This window comes from Ensifer sp. PDNC004, assembly GCF_016919405.1.
In the GTDB taxonomy this organism is placed as follows: domain Bacteria; phylum Pseudomonadota; class Alphaproteobacteria; order Rhizobiales; family Rhizobiaceae; genus Ensifer.
Genome location: NZ_CP070353.1, coordinates 1,591,115 through 1,606,837 on the forward strand (window position 1 = coordinate 1,591,115; position 15,723 = coordinate 1,606,837).

The 15,723-nt window shown below is 63.4% G+C and carries 12 protein-coding genes; 5 read left to right on the plus strand and 7 right to left on the minus strand.

The features are described 5' to 3' along the window. Positions 1-26: 26 nt before the first annotated feature. On the plus strand, positions 27-1,076 hold the full coding sequence (locus JVX98_RS15995; protein ID WP_205239162.1) for an adenylate/guanylate cyclase domain-containing protein: 1,050 nt from the start codon (positions 27-29) through the stop codon (positions 1,074-1,076). Positions 1,077-1,121: 45 nt separating this feature from the next. Here the strand turns inward: JVX98_RS15995 and JVX98_RS16000 are convergent, their stop codons facing one another. After that, on the minus strand, positions 1,122-1,529 hold the full coding sequence (locus tag JVX98_RS16000) for a DUF2000 family protein (RefSeq protein WP_205239163.1): 408 nt from the start codon (positions 1,527-1,529) through the stop codon (positions 1,122-1,124). Between JVX98_RS16000 and JVX98_RS16005 the strand changes: the two genes are divergently transcribed. Beyond that, a complete protein-coding gene (locus tag JVX98_RS16005) occupies positions 1,528-2,454 on the plus strand; it encodes an AraC family transcriptional regulator (protein ID WP_205239164.1) in 927 nt (308 codons plus the stop codon). The genes JVX98_RS16000 and JVX98_RS16005 overlap by 2 nt on opposite strands. A 175-nt stretch (positions 2,455-2,629) precedes the next feature. Then, positions 2,630-3,988: an esterase-like activity of phytase family protein gene (locus JVX98_RS16010; RefSeq protein ID WP_205239165.1), complete on the plus strand. Its 1,359-nt coding sequence runs from the start codon at positions 2,630-2,632 to the stop codon at positions 3,986-3,988. A 65-nt stretch (positions 3,989-4,053) separates the two neighbouring features. On the opposite strand, the gene ppx is transcribed toward JVX98_RS16010, so the two are convergent. From ppx to JVX98_RS16030, 4 genes are all read right to left on the minus strand, one after another. Continuing rightward, positions 4,054-5,577, minus strand: coding sequence for an exopolyphosphatase (gene ppx / locus JVX98_RS16015; protein WP_043611422.1), 1,524 nt, complete (start codon positions 5,575-5,577; stop codon positions 4,054-4,056). 11 nt (positions 5,578-5,588) lie between these two features. Beyond that, positions 5,589-7,775, minus strand: coding sequence for an RNA degradosome polyphosphate kinase (locus JVX98_RS16020; protein WP_192447334.1), 2,187 nt, complete (start codon positions 7,773-7,775; stop codon positions 5,589-5,591). A 64-nt stretch (positions 7,776-7,839) separates the two neighbouring features. Further along, complete coding sequence (gene hdaA / locus JVX98_RS16025) at positions 7,840-8,529, minus strand: DnaA regulatory inactivator HdaA (protein ID WP_034803824.1); 690 nt, start codon at positions 8,527-8,529, stop codon at positions 7,840-7,842. Positions 8,530-8,555: 26 nt separating this feature from the next. Beyond that, entirely contained in the window at positions 8,556-9,677 is a 1,122-nt protein-coding gene (locus JVX98_RS16030) for an AI-2E family transporter (protein ID WP_043611419.1), read from the minus strand. A gap of 259 nt (positions 9,678-9,936) precedes the next feature. On the opposite strand from JVX98_RS16030, the gene purM reads away from it, so the two are divergent. Both purM and purN read left to right on the plus strand, forming a co-directional pair. Continuing rightward, positions 9,937-11,007: a phosphoribosylformylglycinamidine cyclo-ligase gene (gene purM / locus JVX98_RS16035; protein ID WP_192447336.1), complete on the plus strand. Its 1,071-nt coding sequence runs from the start codon at positions 9,937-9,939 to the stop codon at positions 11,005-11,007. After that, the gene (purN, locus tag JVX98_RS16040) at positions 11,004-11,672 is read left to right on the plus strand and encodes a phosphoribosylglycinamide formyltransferase (protein WP_205239166.1); all 669 of its coding nucleotides are present in this window, start codon (positions 11,004-11,006) and stop codon (positions 11,670-11,672) included. Before purM ends, purN begins: the two co-directional genes overlap by 4 nt. Positions 11,673-11,685: 13 nt before the next feature. Here purN and JVX98_RS16045 read toward each other — a convergent pair whose 3' ends face one another. Both JVX98_RS16045 and mprF read right to left on the minus strand, forming a co-directional pair. Continuing rightward, positions 11,686-13,071 carry a virulence factor family protein gene (locus tag JVX98_RS16045; protein ID WP_192447338.1) on the minus strand — a complete coding sequence of 462 codons (1,386 nt, stop codon included), beginning with the start codon at positions 13,069-13,071 and terminating at the stop codon, positions 11,686-11,688. Further along, the gene (gene mprF, locus JVX98_RS16050) at positions 13,068-15,677 is read right to left on the minus strand and encodes a bifunctional lysylphosphatidylglycerol flippase/synthetase MprF (RefSeq protein WP_205239167.1); all 2,610 of its coding nucleotides are present in this window, start codon (positions 15,675-15,677) and stop codon (positions 13,068-13,070) included. The genes JVX98_RS16045 and mprF overlap by 4 nt, the downstream gene beginning before the upstream one ends. Positions 15,678-15,723 lie beyond the last annotated feature (46 nt).

The following is a 15,723-nucleotide window of genomic DNA, read 5'->3' on the forward strand; positions in this document are numbered from 1 at the left end:
CCTCTTGCGGTACCGGAGCTTTCTGCATGCGTTGGCGCTTTTCGACTTTCGAAGGACTTCTCTTGCTGCTGGTCATCGCCAGCGCCGGTGCGGTCTACGCATGGGTTTTCTACGGCAAAGGCGCCCTGATCGGCGCGACCTATGCGCTCTTCATGTGCCTTCCGATCATCGCGTTTGAGCGACGCATCATTTTTCGGCGCCTGCATCGGCGGATCCATGCCTTTTCCACGCCGGTCTTCTTCGTCGCGTCGCTGGTGATCTACTTCGTGCTTCTCGACGTCGGCTATGCCGCCGCCGGCCTGCTCATGCAGACGGGTGGCGTCATGAAGGACCACTGGATGGACGCAATGATGCCGTCGAAGACAGTCCTCGTCTTCGCGCTCGGCGTTTCGGGTTCGCTCGTCTTCATCCTCAGGGTTCGCGAACTGCTCGGGCGCGACGTCTTTTTGAGCCTGCTCACCGGCCGCTACCGCAGGCCGATCGAGGAGGAACGCGTCTTCCTTTTCATCGACCTTGCCGGCTCGACCGCCTATGCCGAGAAACACGGCGACCTCAGGATGCAGGAATATCTCGGCCGGCTGTTTGCAACGATCGCCGATCCGGTGATGCGCTACCGCGGCTCGATCGACGACTACATCGGTGACGCCGCCGTCATTACCTGGCCTTTCGATCGCGCCACCAACAATGCCGCCTGCATTCATTGCGTCTTCGACATCCTGGAGATGATCGATGCGGATGCGACCCGCTGGCAAAAGGAGTTCGGCGAAGTTCCGCGCCTGCGCGCAGCACTTCATGGCGGCACCATCGTCGCGGCGGAGATCGGGCTCGACCGGCACAAGATCACCTATTTCGGCGATACTGTGAACACCACCGCCCGGCTTGAAGGCTTCTGCAAGACGCTCGGCCACCAGGTGCTGATCTCCACCGACCTCGCGCGCAAGATGCGCCTGCCGCATTATGTGCGGGTCGAGGATCTCGGCGAGCATGCCGTCAGAGGACGGGGGCAAAAGCTTGGCGTTCTGTCGTTGCGCGCGGGCAGCGCGGCGCCTCAGCTGGCATCGACCGCGGCCGAGTGATACCGGCCGGCCACACGACATCGACCGACCGGATCGTGACCGCCGTCAACCGTGCAGCTTGGCGCCCTTGGTGATCTTGTCGACCAGCTTCTTGTCCGCATGAATGGCAATGCCGGCGACCGCAGCGTCTTCGGGATTTGTCTCGGCGAAAACCGCACGGTTGGCGTGGTCGTGGCCGGTGGCGAACATGGCGTCCACATAGATCGAGGCTTTGACCTCTCTTTCGATCGCACGCCGTTGAATGTTGCCGAGCGTCTTCCCATCTGCGGCTAGCACGATGATCGGCTGGATGCTCAAGGCGTTGTAGACGTTGCCGGCGCCATCGCGATAATCTTCGCCTATGATGTCAGGCTTCTGTCCGGCGATCCCGGTGGCGAGGAAGGCGGTGACGTTGAGCTTCTGCCAGGTTGCCAGGTCCTCGCGCAAGACGATTGCAAATTTGGTATCGAACATGACGGCCATCTCCATTTCAGCCCGACAGGGCGTGCCGGAAGACGCATTATCGGACGGTGCCGCAATCGATCTTGAACGATTGTGCGGCGCGCCCGGCGACGGCATTCGGGTGGCGCCTGCCGTCGATGGCATCGAGCGCATCGAGGCGCGCCTGCATGGAAAATTCTTCGAGCCCCACCGCCACGATACCTACGCGATCGGCGTGACGCTCGGTGGCGTGCAGACGTTCCAGTACCGTGGCGAAAGTCGCTTCAGCAATCCTGGGAGCATCATCATCCTCCATCCGGACGAGATCCACGACGGGGGCGCGGGAACGGAGATCGGGCTTCGCTACAGGATGATGTACCTGCAGCCGGAACGGCTGCTCGCAGCCCTTGACGAAACCGATCGTTCCCTGCCCTTCGTCGCAGCCCCTGTCGTGGGCGACGAGGCGCTGAGGCTGGCGGTCGGAGAAGCCGTCATGGATCTCGACAATGGCATCGACGAACTGGCGCTCGACGATATCCTCGTGCGGATCGCCGAGGGGCTCTATCGTCACGCCGGCACCAAGGACGCCAAGCCCGGAAAGGCCGACAAGCACGCCGTTCTCCAGGCGAGCGAGTTCCTTCGCGCCACTCTCGAACGGCCCGTCGGCTCGCGGGAGCTGGAGGTGGTGAGCGGGCTCGATCGCTTCACGCTCGCCCGGCAATTCCGGCGGGTTCTCGGCACCAGCCCGCACCGCTATTTGCTGATGCGCCGGCTGGAGCGGGCACGGCAGATGATCGCCCGCGGCGAAAGCCTTGCCGGTGCAGCACTCGAAACCGGCTTTGCCGACCAGGCGCATTTCACCCGTCATTTCAAGCGCGCCTACGGCCTGACGCCCGGCCGCTGGGCGAGCCTCGCCGTCGCCGGCCAATCCTGTCACCAAAGCTTCATCGGGTTGTAAAGCAAGCATCACCCAACCGTCATCATAGCCGCCTATCGGGGTTCGGACTGCAGCGCCGCGCGTCGTGGGACGCGCAAGGGTCGCTGCAGCACGTCGAATTTGCTGCACGTCTTTCTCCTTGGATCTACGGCGATCCAAGGCGGCAGGCAGAACGCTCCAACCCAAGGTGAACTTCATGACGAAAACGCTTCTCGCCACTGCGGCTCTTTCCCTTTTGATGACGATGGCCGCCTCGGCCGAGGAAAAGTCCTTCACCGCGACCCTGAAGGGCCACGCGATCCTGCCGGCAAACACGATCATCGCTGCCCCCTCGGACGCGCCTGAGTATCTCAACACCTCCGGCAAGTTCACCACCGCGGACCGTAAGCGTGCCGAAGCGCTCGGTACCGTGCCGGGCAAGGACGGCGTGCGCCTGACCGGCCTGTCGCTTCCCTTCGAAGGCCAGCCGATGCAGGGCTTTTCCGGCATCAAGGCGATGGAAGATGGCACCTTCTGGAGCCTGTCAGACAACGGCTTCGGCAGCAAGATGAACTCCAGCGACGCCATGCTGATGCTGCACCATGTGAAGATGGACTGGGACGCCGGCAAGGTCGAAGCGCTGAAAACACTGTTCCTGACCGACCCGGACAAGAAGGCCCCCTTCCCGATCGTCATGGAAGGCTCGGACAAGCGTTATCTCACCGGCGCCGATTTCGACGTCGAATCGATCCAGCCGGTCGCCGACGGCTTCTGGGTGGGTGAAGAGTTCGGCCCCTACATCCTCAAGTTCGATCTCGACGGCAAGCTGACCGACGTGATCGCGACCACAGTCGATGGCAAGCCGGTGATGTCGCCCGACAATCCGACGCTGACGCTGCAGAGCGCCCCTTCGAAGAAGACGCCCGCCTTCAACCTGAAGCGCTCCGGCGGCTATGAAGGCATGGCGCTTTCCAAGGACGGCAGCAAGCTTTACGGCCTGCTCGAAGGCCCGATCTGGACCGACAGCGAAACGGTCGAGCAGGCCGATGGCCGCCCGGCGCTGCGCATCATCGAACTCGATGTCGCAAGCAAGGCCTGGACCGGCCGTAGCTGGCTCTACCCGCTGGCTGAAGGTGGCGAGGCAATCGGCGACTTCAACATGCTCGACGACAAGACCGCACTGGTGATCGAGCGCGACAATGGCGCCGGCACGATGGACAAGGCCTGCGCCGATCCGAAGGACCCGAAGCCGGACTGCTTCGCAACGGGCTCCAAGGTCAAGCGCATCTACAAAATCGCCTTCGACGACAGCAATGCCGGCAAGGCCGTGCGCAAGATCGGCTACATCGACCTCTTGAAGATCGCCGATCCTGATAACAAGAAGCGCCAGGGCGGCGGCGAAGGCTTCTACGACATGCCCTTCGTCACCATCGAAAACGTCGACCGCGTCGATGCGACCCACATCATCGTCGGCAACGACAACAACCTGCCGTTCTCGGCCGGTCGCGCGCTCGACAAGGCCGACGACAACGAGTTCGTGCTGCTCGAAGCCGGCGATTTCCTGAAGGCCGAATAAACAAGAAGGGCGCGCGAATTTCGGTTCGCGCTCCCTTCCTTTTTTAGTCCGGGATTTCTTCGGCGTCAGCTTTCGAAGTGGAAAGCGAGCCGCTTGCCGGTAAGCTTGCCAAGCTGCTGCAGGCGGCCATCCAGACGCTCTCCAGCAAATTCCGAATAGGCAGCCGGAACGACGATTTCCAGATCCACGTCCGGGAGCGACGACTTGCGGAACGTCAGGTTTCGGGCGATGCCGGGCATCGATGCCGAGAAAAGGTAGGCGACGCGCAAGAGGCCGCCGAGCAGCTTTGCCAGTTCCAGCAGGCGCGGCGTGGTGATGCCGGCAAGCGCATTCGTGGCGCCGTCGTCGTTGAGCCCTTCGAAGCGGTAATAATTGGAAAGTGCGATATAGGCCCGGCCGGCATGGGTAATGCCCGAGAAGGTCGAGTGGGCGATGATGTTCAGCGCCTGCAGGCCGCGATAATCCGGATGCGCGCGCCAACTGATATCGGCCAGCAGGCAGGCGGCCTGGCGATACCGGCCCTCCTCTTCCGTCTCCTCGATGCCGAAGAACGGCACCATGCGGCCGGTCCAATCGGCGAGTTCACGGGCGTGCTCGGGCGAGCGGGCGCGCAGGATGGCGATCTCGTTTGCCGCTGTCAGCAGCGGATCCTGGGCGCGCTCCTCGTCCTTCAAGAGCGAGAACAGATAGCCTTCACGAACACCGAGCGCCGAGAAGGAAATCCGCTCCGGCTTCATGATCTCAAGCGCTTCCTGCATGGCGATCGCCCCGAAGGGCAGAAGGCTGCGGCGGCTTTTCGAGATCGTCGAATAGGCAGATGGCTTGATGTTCTTCGGCTCGATCACTTCCGGCAGAAGCGCCATCGCCTCGTCGAAGGAAATCTCGTAGCCCTGCATCATGTGCAGCGGATAGTCGCGGATCTCCATGTGCAGCTTGGCGATCGAGCGCCAGGTGCCGCCGACCGCATAGAACGTCCGCCCCGTGCCGGTCTTCAGCACGGCCGAATTCTTCATGAACTTGCGCACCCAGGTGCGTGCCTTGGTGAGCGAGCCGTTGCTGTGTTCGAACAGGCGGATACCGCCGAGCGGCAGGGTGATGCCCTTGCCGATCTTCGTGCCGGCGACGTCGACGAGTTCGAGCGAGCCACCGCCAAGGTCGCCGACGACACCGTCGGGATCGTGATAGCCGCTGACGATGCCCATCGCGGAATAATAGGCCTCTTCCTCACCGGTGAGGATGCGGACCTTGTGACCGAGGATCGCCTCGGCCTTCTCGATGAAGGCCGGGCCGTTGCTCGCCTCGCGCGCGGCTGCCGTCGCCAGCACATACATCGAGGTCGCCCGCGCCTGTTTGGAGAGCGCGTGAAAGCGATGCAACGCTCTCAGCGCGCGCTCGACGCTGTCTTCATCCATGCGTCCGGTCGCATCGATGCCTTTGCCGAGACCGCACATCACCTTTTCGTTGAACAGCATGGCCGGCGAGCGGCTCAGGCCTTCGTAGACGACAAGGCGGATGGAGTTCGAACCGATATCGATAACGGAAACCGGGCGGATGCCGGGCAGACGCCCCTGCGCTTCAGATTCGACCATGCAATTCCAGTTTATTTATGCCAGCCGCTCTTCCAGCCGGCTATGAGCTTCGGTGCGCTGGACTTCAAGGCCTCGCCCCGGCCGGAGAGGCTGGGATTGGTCATGAAATAGTGCTGTGCGTTGAAAGGCTCGGCGTCCTTGCCGACTTCCATCCGGCGAGAGGTGCCATCGGGAAGAATTTCGTAGCTCTGCTGGTTGTCGATGAGATTACCCAGCATGATCTGCGACAGAACCTGTTCGTGCACAGTCCGGTTGATGAGAGGCACGAGCGTCTCGACCCGCCGGTCCAGATTGCGCGGCATCATATCCGCCGAGCCGATATAGACAAGGGCATTCTCCGATGGAAGCCCGTGGCCGTTGCCGAAGCAGAATATGCGGGAATGTTCGAGGAATCGACCGACGATGGACTTGACACGGATATTGTCGGAAAGCCCCGGGACCTGCGGCCGCAGGCAGCAGATGCCGCGCACGACAAGGTCGATTTCGACGCCGGCGCGGCTCGCCTTGTAGAGGGCGTCGATGATTTCCGGATCGACGAGCGAGTTCATCTTCATCCAGATCGCAGCCGGGCGGCCGGCCTTAGCATGCTCGATCTCTTCGTCGACGTGCCTGAGGATGCGCGGACGCAGCGTGTGCGGCGAGACCGCCAGCTTCATGCCTGCTTCCGGCTCGCCATAGCCGGTGATGAAATTGAAGATGTTCGCCATGTCGTGGGCGATGACCGGGTTGCAGGTGAAGAACGACAGGTCGGTGTAGATCTTCGCCGTGACCGGGTGGTAGTTGCCGGTACCGAGATGGCAGTAGGTCCGAAGCTTGCCCTCTTCGCGCCGCACCACCATCGACATCTTGGCATGGGTCTTCAGTTCGATGAAGCCGAACACCACCTGGACGCCGGCGCGTTCGAGGTCGCGCGCCCAGCGGATGTTGGCTTCCTCGTCGAAACGGGCCTTGAGCTCGACCAGCGCGGTCACCGACTTGCCGGCCTCGGCCGCGTCGATCAGGGCGCGCACGATCGGGCTGTCGTTCGACGTTCGGTAAAGCGTCTGCTTGATGGCGACGACTTCAGGATCGCGCGCTGCCTGCAACAGGAACTGCACGACCACGTCAAAGGACTCGTAGGGGTGATGCACCACCATGTCCTTCTCGCGGATCGCCGCGAGGCAGTCGCCGGCATGCTCGCGCACGCGCTCGGGGAAACGCGGGTTGTACGGCTCGAACCGCAGATCGTCGCGCGGAGCCTTGGTGATTTCGGACAAAGTGTTGAGCGCCAGCAGTCCCGGCAGGACGGCGATCCGGTTTTCCGGGACGCCCAGTTCCTGCACGACGAACTGGCGCAGCGACGCCGGCATTTCCGAATCGGTCTCGATGCGGATCACCGAACCGCGGCGACGGCGCTTCAGCGCGGTCTCGAAAAAGCGCACCAGGTCTTCGGCCTCTTCCTCCACCTCGATATCGCTGTCGCGAATGATGCGGAAGGTACCGGAGCCCTTGACCTCATAGCCCGGGAACAGCCTGTCGATGAACTGGCTGACCATGTCTTCGAGCGTGATGTAGCGGATGACGTTCTTGACGTCGGGCAGCCGGATGAAGCGGTCGAGCGCGACCGGCAGGCGCAATAGCGCCGTCATTGGCTCGCGGCCGGTCTTGCTGACCAGCTGCAGGCCCATCGAGAAGCCGAGGTTCGGAATGAACGGGAACGGATGGGCCGGATCGATCGAGAGCGGCGTCAGCACCGGGAAGATCGCCTGGTCGAACTCGTTGGCAAGCCAGCTCCTGTCCTGCGCCGACAGCGAGGCCGGGCGGACGATGAGGATGTCTTCCTTGGCGAGATACTGCTGCAGCACGGCGAGCGAGGCCTGCTGCTCCATCTGCAGATTGTCGATTTCCTTCAGGATGTCTTCGAGCTGCTCGACCGGCGTCTTGCCGTCGGGCGAGCGCATCGAGAGGCCCTGGCGCACCTGGCCTTCGAGACCGGCGACGCGCACCATGAAGAACTCGTCGAGATTGGCAGCCGAGATCGACAGGAAGCGGACGCGCTCCAGCAGCGGATGCGCGGTGTTCAGCGTTTCCTCGAGCACGCGCCGATTGAACTGGAGCCAGGAAAATTCGCGGTTGATGAAGCGCTGCGGGCTCGTCAGCAGGTCGACGTCCTCCGCCGATGCCTGGTTTTCGTTCACCGCAGATAGCGCGTTATCCATGCTTTTCAGATCCCATTGCTCCGGCTGCACCGGCTATCTCAGTTTGACGACGGTTCTGTGACAGTCAATCGGACCGACGCTGATTTCCCAGTTCTTCGAGAACTTCGGAAGCGAGCGCGCGTGAAAGCTTGGTGCCGCGGGCCAGCGCCAGATGGTCGATGCGCTCGACGATCGTCTGCGCCGCCTCCAGCGAGCGCTCCATGCGCTGGACGATGTAGCCCACCAGCCGTTCGTCGACGAAGAGCTGGCGATCGGCAAAGAGCTTGATCAGCACCTGCGTCAGCAATTCGTCGTCCGGCTCGCCGATCTCGACCACGGTCGCCGCTTTCAGGCGCGAGCGCAGGTCCGGCAGCGTTACCGGCCAGGACATCGGCCAGAGCCGCGTCGTCATCAGCAGGCTGGTGCCATGCTGGCGCACGTTGTTGATGACGTGGAACAGCGTCGTGTCGTCGAAACCGCTGCGGTCGGCATCCTCGAAGAGAACGGGCCTTTCGGCCGCGATCAACGCGGCATCGGAGCCGGCGAGCGGGTGGATGACTTCCGCCCCTGCCCGCTCCTTCCAGATGCTGGCGAGGTGTGATTTTCCCGAGCCGACCGGGCCGGCGATGATGACCACCGGCGCCGGCCAGTCCGGCCAATGGTCGACGATGGCGATGGCCGCGCTCAGCCTGTCGGAGACGAGCAGGTCCTCACGACCCGTCGCCGGGTCGTGGCCGAAAGCCAGGGGGATTTGTTCAAATGGGCGTTTTGTCATGCTGTACTCGGGACAATCGTCGGAAATCAGGCGGCCTTGTCGCTCTTCGCCTTCTTTTCCACGGCCTTGCCGTGCCCGTGATAGAGGTCGCTATCAAGGTAACGCTGGATGCCGAAGCGGACAAGCACGCCGATGGCGGCTGCTGCCGGCACCGCGACCAGAAGGCCGACGAAGCCGAAGAGCGCGCCGAAGGCAAGCAGCGCAAACATCAGCCAGACCGGGTGCAGGCCGACGCTTTTGCCCACCAGCTTCGGCTGGAGGATATTGCCCTCCATGAACTGGCCACTGAAGAAGACTGCAAGCACAAGGCCGATCCAGAGATAGTCCGGCCAGAACTGCACCAGGGCAACGCCGACGGCGAGCACCAGGCCGACCATGGATCCGACATAGGGAATGAAGCTGATCATGCCGGCAAAGAGGCCGATCAGCAGGCCAAAATTGAGACCGACCAAGGAGAGGCCGATACCGTAGTAAAGGCCGAGAATGACGCAGAGCGAGCCCTGCCCGCGCACGAAGCCGGCGATCGTCGCGTTCATGTCGCGGGCGATCTGGCGCACATCCGAGACGTAGTCGCGTGGAACCCAGCTATCGACCTTCTCCACCATCCGGTCCCAGTCGAGCAGGATATAGAAGGCGACGACAGGGGTGACGACCAGCAGCGAGATGACGTCGAGCAGCGCCACGCCGGAGTTCCAGATCTGCTGGAAGAGCGTGCCGACGAAGGCGGCGCCCTGTTCGAGCAGCTTGCCCGAGCTTTGCTTCAGCGATGGCATCTGGCTTGCCAGCCAATCGGGGATCAGCCGCGCCTGCGCCTCGTTGACGAGCACCTGCAGCTTCGAGGCATAGCCCGGAATATTGGCGATGAAGTCCGACGCCTGGCTGACGATGACGGGAATGATGATCATCAGCGCCAGCACGAAGACGACGACGAAGCCGACCAGGATCACGACCGTCGCCATCAACCGGCTGAGGCCGAAGCGCTCCAGGCGGTCGGCGACCGGGTCGAGGAAATAGGCAAGCGCCATGCCGGCCAGGAACGGCAGCAGGATCGAGCTGAAGACCATCAGGAAGGCAATGAAGGCGGCAAGCACCAGCAGCCAGAAAATGACCTGGCGCTGCAATCCGGAACCGCTGACCTTGATATCCATGACACTCCTCGTGAGGCGCCGCTCGCCACTGTTGCGTATCACAACCCTGTCAAGGAGATAGGGGGCGGTGCGCGTAACGGTCAAGTGCGACCGGTGCAGTCATCCAGTTTAAAGCCAAGTGGACTGGCTTGCGCCGTGGGATATGGGCAAAATGGTGAAAAAACGCCGCCAATGCCTGCTCTCGGCTTGCACTCCCTTGCCTGCCGTGCCAATCGCATCCGCAAAATACCTGTCGCACGACGAGCCTTGGAGAACGAGCATGAGCCAGTCGGGAAAGAACGGCCTCACCTATAGCGACGCGGGCGTTGATATCGACGCCGGGAACCTGATGGTCGAGAAGATCAAGCCGCATGTGCGCTCGACCCGGCGGCCCGGCGCCGACGGCGAAATCGGCGGCTTCGGCGGTCTCTTCGATCTCAAGGCGGCGGGCTTCACCGACCCGGTTCTGGTGGCCGCCAATGACGGCGTCGGCACCAAGCTGAAGATCGCCATCGACGCCAACAAGCACGACACCGTCGGCATCGACCTCGTCGCCATGTGCGTCAACGACCTCGTCGTCCAGGGCGCCGAACCGCTCTTCTTCCTCGACTATTTCGCGACCGGCAAGCTTGACCCGGACCAGGGTGCGGCGATCGTCGCCGGTATTGCCGCCGGCTGCCGCGAATCCGGTTGCGCGCTGATCGGCGGCGAGACCGCCGAAATGCCCGGCATGTATTCGGGCGGCGACTATGACCTCGCGGGCTTCGCGGTCGGCGCTGCCGAACGCGGTCAGCTGCTGCCGGCCGGTGACATCTCCGAAGGCGACGTCATCCTCGGCCTTGCCTCCTCCGGCGTGCATTCCAACGGCTATTCGCTCGTGCGCAAGATCGTCACGCTCTCGGGCCTTGCCTGGGACGCCCCTGCGCCGTTCGGCGAAGGCACGCTTGCCGACCTGCTGATGACGCCGACGCGCATCTATGTGAAGCCGCTCCTGAAGGCGATCCGCGAGACCGGTTCGATCAAGGCGCTCGCCCACATCACCGGCGGCGGCTTCCCCGAGAACATTCCGCGCGTGCTGCCGAAGCATCTCGCTGCCGAGATCGACCTCGATGCGATCAAGGCGCCGAAGGTCTTCTCCTGGCTTGCCCAGACCGGTGGCGTTGCCGCCAATGAAATGCTGCGCACCTTCAACTGCGGCGTCGGCATGATCGCTGTCGTTCCGGCCGACAAGGCTGCAGAGGTCGCGTCCGTGCTGACCGGAGAAGGCGAAACCGTCTTTACGCTCGGCCGCATGGTCGCCCGCGACGAAGGGGCAGCCGGCACGATCTACAAGGGCAACCTCGCCCTATGACGACAGAAGTCTCGACGGGCAAGAAGCGGGTCGTCGTCTTCATCTCGGGCGGCGGCTCCAACATGCTGGCGCTTGCGAAAGCGGCGGCCGAGCCGGACTTCCCGGCCGAGATCGTCGCCGTCATCTCCGACAAGGCGGATGCCGGCGGCCTTGCCAAAGCCGAGGCGCTTGGCATTCCTACCCGCGCTTTCCTGCGCAAGGACTTCGATAGCAAGGACGCCCACGAAGCGGCAATCCTTGCCGAACTCGACCGGCTATCGCCGGACATCATCTGCCTTGCCGGCTATATGCGCCTGCTCTCAGCGACGTTCATCCAGCGCCACGAGGGACGCATCCTCAACATCCATCCGTCGCTGTTGCCGCTTTTCCCCGGCCTGCACACGCATCAGCGTGCGATCGACGCCGGCATGAAGGTCGCCGGCTGCACGGTGCACTTCGTCACCGAGGGCATGGACGAAGGTCCGATCCTCGCGCAGGCGGTGGTCCCGGTTCAGCCCGGTGACACATCCGACAGCCTTGCGGCCCGGGTGCTGACGGTCGAGCACCGCACCTATCCGATGGCGCTTCGGCTGATGGCTGAGGGCAAGGTGCGCATGCAAGACGGCCGCGCGGTGAGCGAGAGCGCCGCCGAAGCGAACGCCACGCTGATCTCACCGGCAGCCTGACTAAATCAAATGGTCACTTCGCCGACGCAAGCCGGCGATCGAGAGCGTCGAGCACGCGCCGTGTCAAAGCCGGATAATCCTCGTCGAAGTGGTGTCCTCCGTCGATGCCGATAACGTCGACGCCGGTGCCCTTCAGTTGCGGGCAGGCATCGTCCTCTTCATCGGTGCCGTAAATGCATTGCACCAGCGCCGGATCGATGCGCTTGATGTCGTCGAGCGGATCACCGCCCTTGCCGTCGCCCGAAGCACCCAGCCAACCCAGCACCGAAACCTTGTAATCAACCATGTGCGAGAGGGCCATCAAGGTCACCTGGCGAACATGGGCCTTTTCGCCTGCCGGCAGCAGGTTGAAGGTTCGCGGCAGGACGTCGGCACCGAAGGAATAGCCGATGAGGAGCACGTTTCGCACGTTCCAGTGCTTGCGGTAGTAGCTCATCACCTTGGCAAGGTCGTCCGCCGTTACCTGCGGATCGCGCTCGGACCAGAAGTAATGCAGGGAATCGAAGCCGACGACCGGAACGCCCTGCTGCTGCAGCACGTCGCCGACTTCCTTGTCGATGTCGCGCCAGCCGCCGTCGCCCGAATAGATCACCGCCATCGTGTCACGGGTCGGCTTTGCGTCGAGGATGGTCAAGGGCAGGCCGAACGGATTGCCGGCGTCGCGCTCACTGTCGATGATATCGGTGAGGTGATCGGACAGCGTCGTATAGGCGTCGTCTTCGCTGTCCTCCTGCTCGATGTCCGGGTGCTTGGCGATCAGCGCCGCCACATGGGCGCGCCCGACCGCCGACGCTGCGGGAGAAAAAACGACGGAGACCGGATCCGGTAAGACGCCGTCGGTCAGTCCATAGACCATGCGGTCGCCCTTCTTCACCTTTTCGGCCGGGGTGCAGAGCTGCTTTTCAAGCGCGATCCCCTCCTCCGGGTCGACCGCCAGCGTCTGGCCGATGGTGGCCGGTGGGGTCTGGGCGGCGATTGCCAGTGCCAGCGCACCGCCGGCACCGACGCCCGCGACGACGGGCAGCTGGTAGGCGTCCGTGCCGACCGCGCGCTGCACCTGCTGGCTGAGCGATTCGATATCGGAGACCATGTAGATGCAATCGCCGTCATCCTTGGCGAGCGAGGCGAGATAGGCCTTGAGGTCGATGCCGATGACGACGGTCTTGTCATCCGTCAGCGTGTCGGCGATCGCCTGTTCCTTGTCCGTCCAGCCGGCGGCGTCCGACAGCAGCACGACAAGTGCGGCCGCCTTTTCCTTCGGCAGCATGATGCGTGGCGACGGGATCATCCCGGTATCATAGTTCTTCGGTGCGTCCTCGGCGAGAGCGGGGAACATCGATGCCGAGAACAGCAGCGCCGCCGAAGTCAGGCATTTCCAGGCGTTCGCGACACGGATCATTTCTTCACCACTCCCTTAAGACCGCCGCCGATCAGGAATGTCGCATCCATCAGGGCGAGGATCGGATTGATGCCGCCACTGGCGACAAGATAGCGCGGTTGCCACTGCGGATGAAACTTCGACTTGAAGGCCCGCAGGCCCTTGAAGTTGTAGAAACGTTCGCCGTGTTCGAAGAAGGTGCGCCCGGCCCGGTCCCAGACCGGCGCGATCTGGCGCGTGGACATGCCCGATAGGGGCGCCATGCCAAGGTTGAAGGTTCGGTAGCCCTCGGCCTTCAGATACTCCATCACCTGGGCGAAGAGAAAATCCATGGCACCCTTCGGCGCATCCGGCGAGAAGCGCATGAGGTCGACGGTGCCCTCCTCCTTGGTTGCCGTGACCAGAATGTTGGCAAAGGCGACCATACGCCCGCCGCAGGTGAGGATCGCCACTGGCTGCTCACGAAGATATTCGGGATCGAAGGCGCCGAGCGAGAAGCCTTTCTCCTTGGCATTGTGATGCGCGAGCCAGGCATCGGACACCGCGGTCAGGTCCGGCATGACGTCCGCAACGTCTTCGGGCGCGACGACACGGAACTCGAGCCCGTCGCGCTGGGCACGGCTCACCTGCTGGCGCAGGTTTGCCCATTTCCCCCCCTTCAGCTCGAAGCGGGCGAGATCGACGCGCGCCAGCTCGCCGAGCCTGAAGGCGCGCAGCCCGGCATCGGCATAATAGGCGAGACCCTGGGGCGAGACCTGGTAGAAGACCGCCCGGCAGCCGGCCGCGCGCGCTTTTTCGATGAAGTGCCAGATCAACTCCGGCCAGGCATCGATCGGACCGACAGGATCGAAAAGCGCGATCCAGGAACGGGCGCGCTGGCCATACATGATGAAGGCGCGGCCGTCAGTGGAAAACAACAGGCTCTTGTCGCCCATGCGCACCAGGTTGGCATCGGACATGTCCTGCGCCTCGACGATCGAAAGCGCCCGCTCCATCGCGTCGTCGGAGGCAGGCTCGGCGGATCCGGTTGCCGGGCGCATCAGGCTCCAGATCGCAAGCATGCTCGCGCCGATGGTGACGCCGAGAAGCGCGCGAAGGCCGCGCGGCGCTTCGGCGGAGAATTCGAACTGCCACCAGAGTTCATGGCTGTATTCGACATCGCGATAGACGAAGAGCAGGACGACCAGCGCGCCCAGGCAGATGACGCCAAGCGCCGTCAGCCATGGCACCGTCAACGCCTGCCCGAACAGTGAGGCAGGCCGCACGAACAGGCGGCGGCTGACGATGAGACCCACCAGGAAGAAGGCCAGCATGCCGGCTTCCACCACGGCGATCGCCTTGATCAGCGACAGCAGCAGCGCGGCGACCGCAATCACGATCGAGGCCCACCAGGCACCGTCGAGCCTGAGCGCCAGCCCGCGCGAGACGACGACGAGGGCAAGGCCGAGCAGGCTCGCAAGGAAGTGTGCGCCTTCGACGATCGGCAGCGGCAGCAGAACTTCGAGGAATGCCAGGTTTTCGTCCGGCGTCGGCGTCACGCTGGAAAGCACCAGCATGATCGCCAGCACGATGCCGAGCGTCGCCAAGAGGAGCGGCGTCATGCGGCCGCCGATGCGCCGTACGCTCGATGCGACCGGATGGCCGGAAAGCTGGCGGAGTTCGATGCCGATGACCACGGCGATCGCGATCACCAGCGGCAACACGTGATAGATCACGCGGTAGAGCACCAGCGCGCCGAGAATGGTGTCGACATCGGCATTGTGGCCGAGCGTCGCGATGATGATCGTCTCGAAGACCCCAAGGCCGGCCGGCACATGGCTCAAGACGCCAACGCCGACGGCCAGCGAATAGACCGCAAGGAAGGCCGGCCAGCCGATCGTACCGGCGGGCAAGAGAACATAGAGAACCGTCGCGGAGGCGGCGAGATCGAGCGCCGTCACCAGGAACTGGCGCGAGACCGTGCGTGAATCCGGCAGCCGCAAGGTCAGCCGGCCGAGGCTCACTGCCCGTCCGTCCCGCGCCAGAAAGAACACGCTGAAGAGCCCGGCGAGGATGACGGCGGCGATGATGCGCAGCACCAACGGATCCATGCCGGTCATCGGCGCCACGTATTCGCCGACGGCGAGCAGGCTGAGGCAGGTCACCGTCAGCAGTCCGAGCCCGAAGGCCAGCGTCACGAAGGCGATGATCCGGGCGATGTTTTCCGGCTCGATGCCGAGGCGCGAATAGGAGCGGTAGCGGATGGCGCCGCCGCTGAGCGCCCCGAAACCCGCGGTATTGCCGACCGCGTAAGCCGAAGCCGCCGTCAACGCCACATCGGCATAGGGCAGCTTGCGCCTGATATAATCGAGCGCGCTGACATCATAGAAGGTGAGCGCGAGGAAGCTCAATGCGGTGAAGAACACCGCGGCTGCAACCGCCGTCCAGCTGGTGTCCGCCAATGCCTGGACGACTTCGTCGTACTGAACCTCGGATGTCAGGTGAAAGATCGCAAAGCCAAAAAGAGCGATAACAAGGAGCGTACCGGCAGCCGAAAGATAGCGACGGTTGCGGCGCAGGAAGGCGATCCAGCCTCCCTCCGCCTGCTGTTCGTCGTCGGCTGCACGTTCCGGTAGAGAGGGTGTCATGAAGCGCCCATGTCGATAATGAGGACATCAGCGCTTTAGCTTACCC

What these genes read in the sequence shown, in the direction of transcription:
- JVX98_RS16010 (WP_205239165.1), top strand. Translation starts at nt 2,630, where the DNA reads ATGACGAAAACGCTTCTCGCCACTGCGGCTCTTTCCCTTTTGATGACG.
- JVX98_RS16005 (WP_205239164.1), top strand. Translation starts at nt 1,528, where the DNA reads ATGACGGCCATCTCCATTTCAGCCCGACAGGGCGTGCCGGAAGACGCA.
- ppx (WP_043611422.1), bottom strand. Translation starts at nt 5,577, where the DNA reads ATGGTCGAATCTGAAGCGCAGGGGCGTCTGCCCGGCATCCGCCCGGTT.
- JVX98_RS16000 (WP_205239163.1), bottom strand. Translation starts at nt 1,529, where the DNA reads ATGTTCGATACCAAATTTGCAATCGTCTTGCGCGAGGACCTGGCAACC.
- JVX98_RS16020 (WP_192447334.1), bottom strand. Translation starts at nt 7,775, where the DNA reads ATGGATAACGCGCTATCTGCGGTGAACGAAAACCAGGCATCGGCGGAG.
- mprF (WP_205239167.1), bottom strand. Translation starts at nt 15,677, where the DNA reads ATGACACCCTCTCTACCGGAACGTGCAGCCGACGACGAACAGCAGGCG.
- JVX98_RS16045 (WP_192447338.1), bottom strand. Translation starts at nt 13,071, where the DNA reads ATGATCCGTGTCGCGAACGCCTGGAAATGCCTGACTTCGGCGGCGCTG.
- JVX98_RS15995 (WP_205239162.1), top strand. Translation starts at nt 27, where the DNA reads ATGCGTTGGCGCTTTTCGACTTTCGAAGGACTTCTCTTGCTGCTGGTC.
- purN (WP_205239166.1), top strand. Translation starts at nt 11,004, where the DNA reads ATGACGACAGAAGTCTCGACGGGCAAGAAGCGGGTCGTCGTCTTCATC.
- JVX98_RS16030 (WP_043611419.1), bottom strand. Translation starts at nt 9,677, where the DNA reads ATGGATATCAAGGTCAGCGGTTCCGGATTGCAGCGCCAGGTCATTTTC.
- hdaA (WP_034803824.1), bottom strand. Translation starts at nt 8,529, where the DNA reads ATGACAAAACGCCCATTTGAACAAATCCCCCTGGCTTTCGGCCACGAC.
- purM (WP_192447336.1), top strand. Translation starts at nt 9,937, where the DNA reads ATGAGCCAGTCGGGAAAGAACGGCCTCACCTATAGCGACGCGGGCGTT.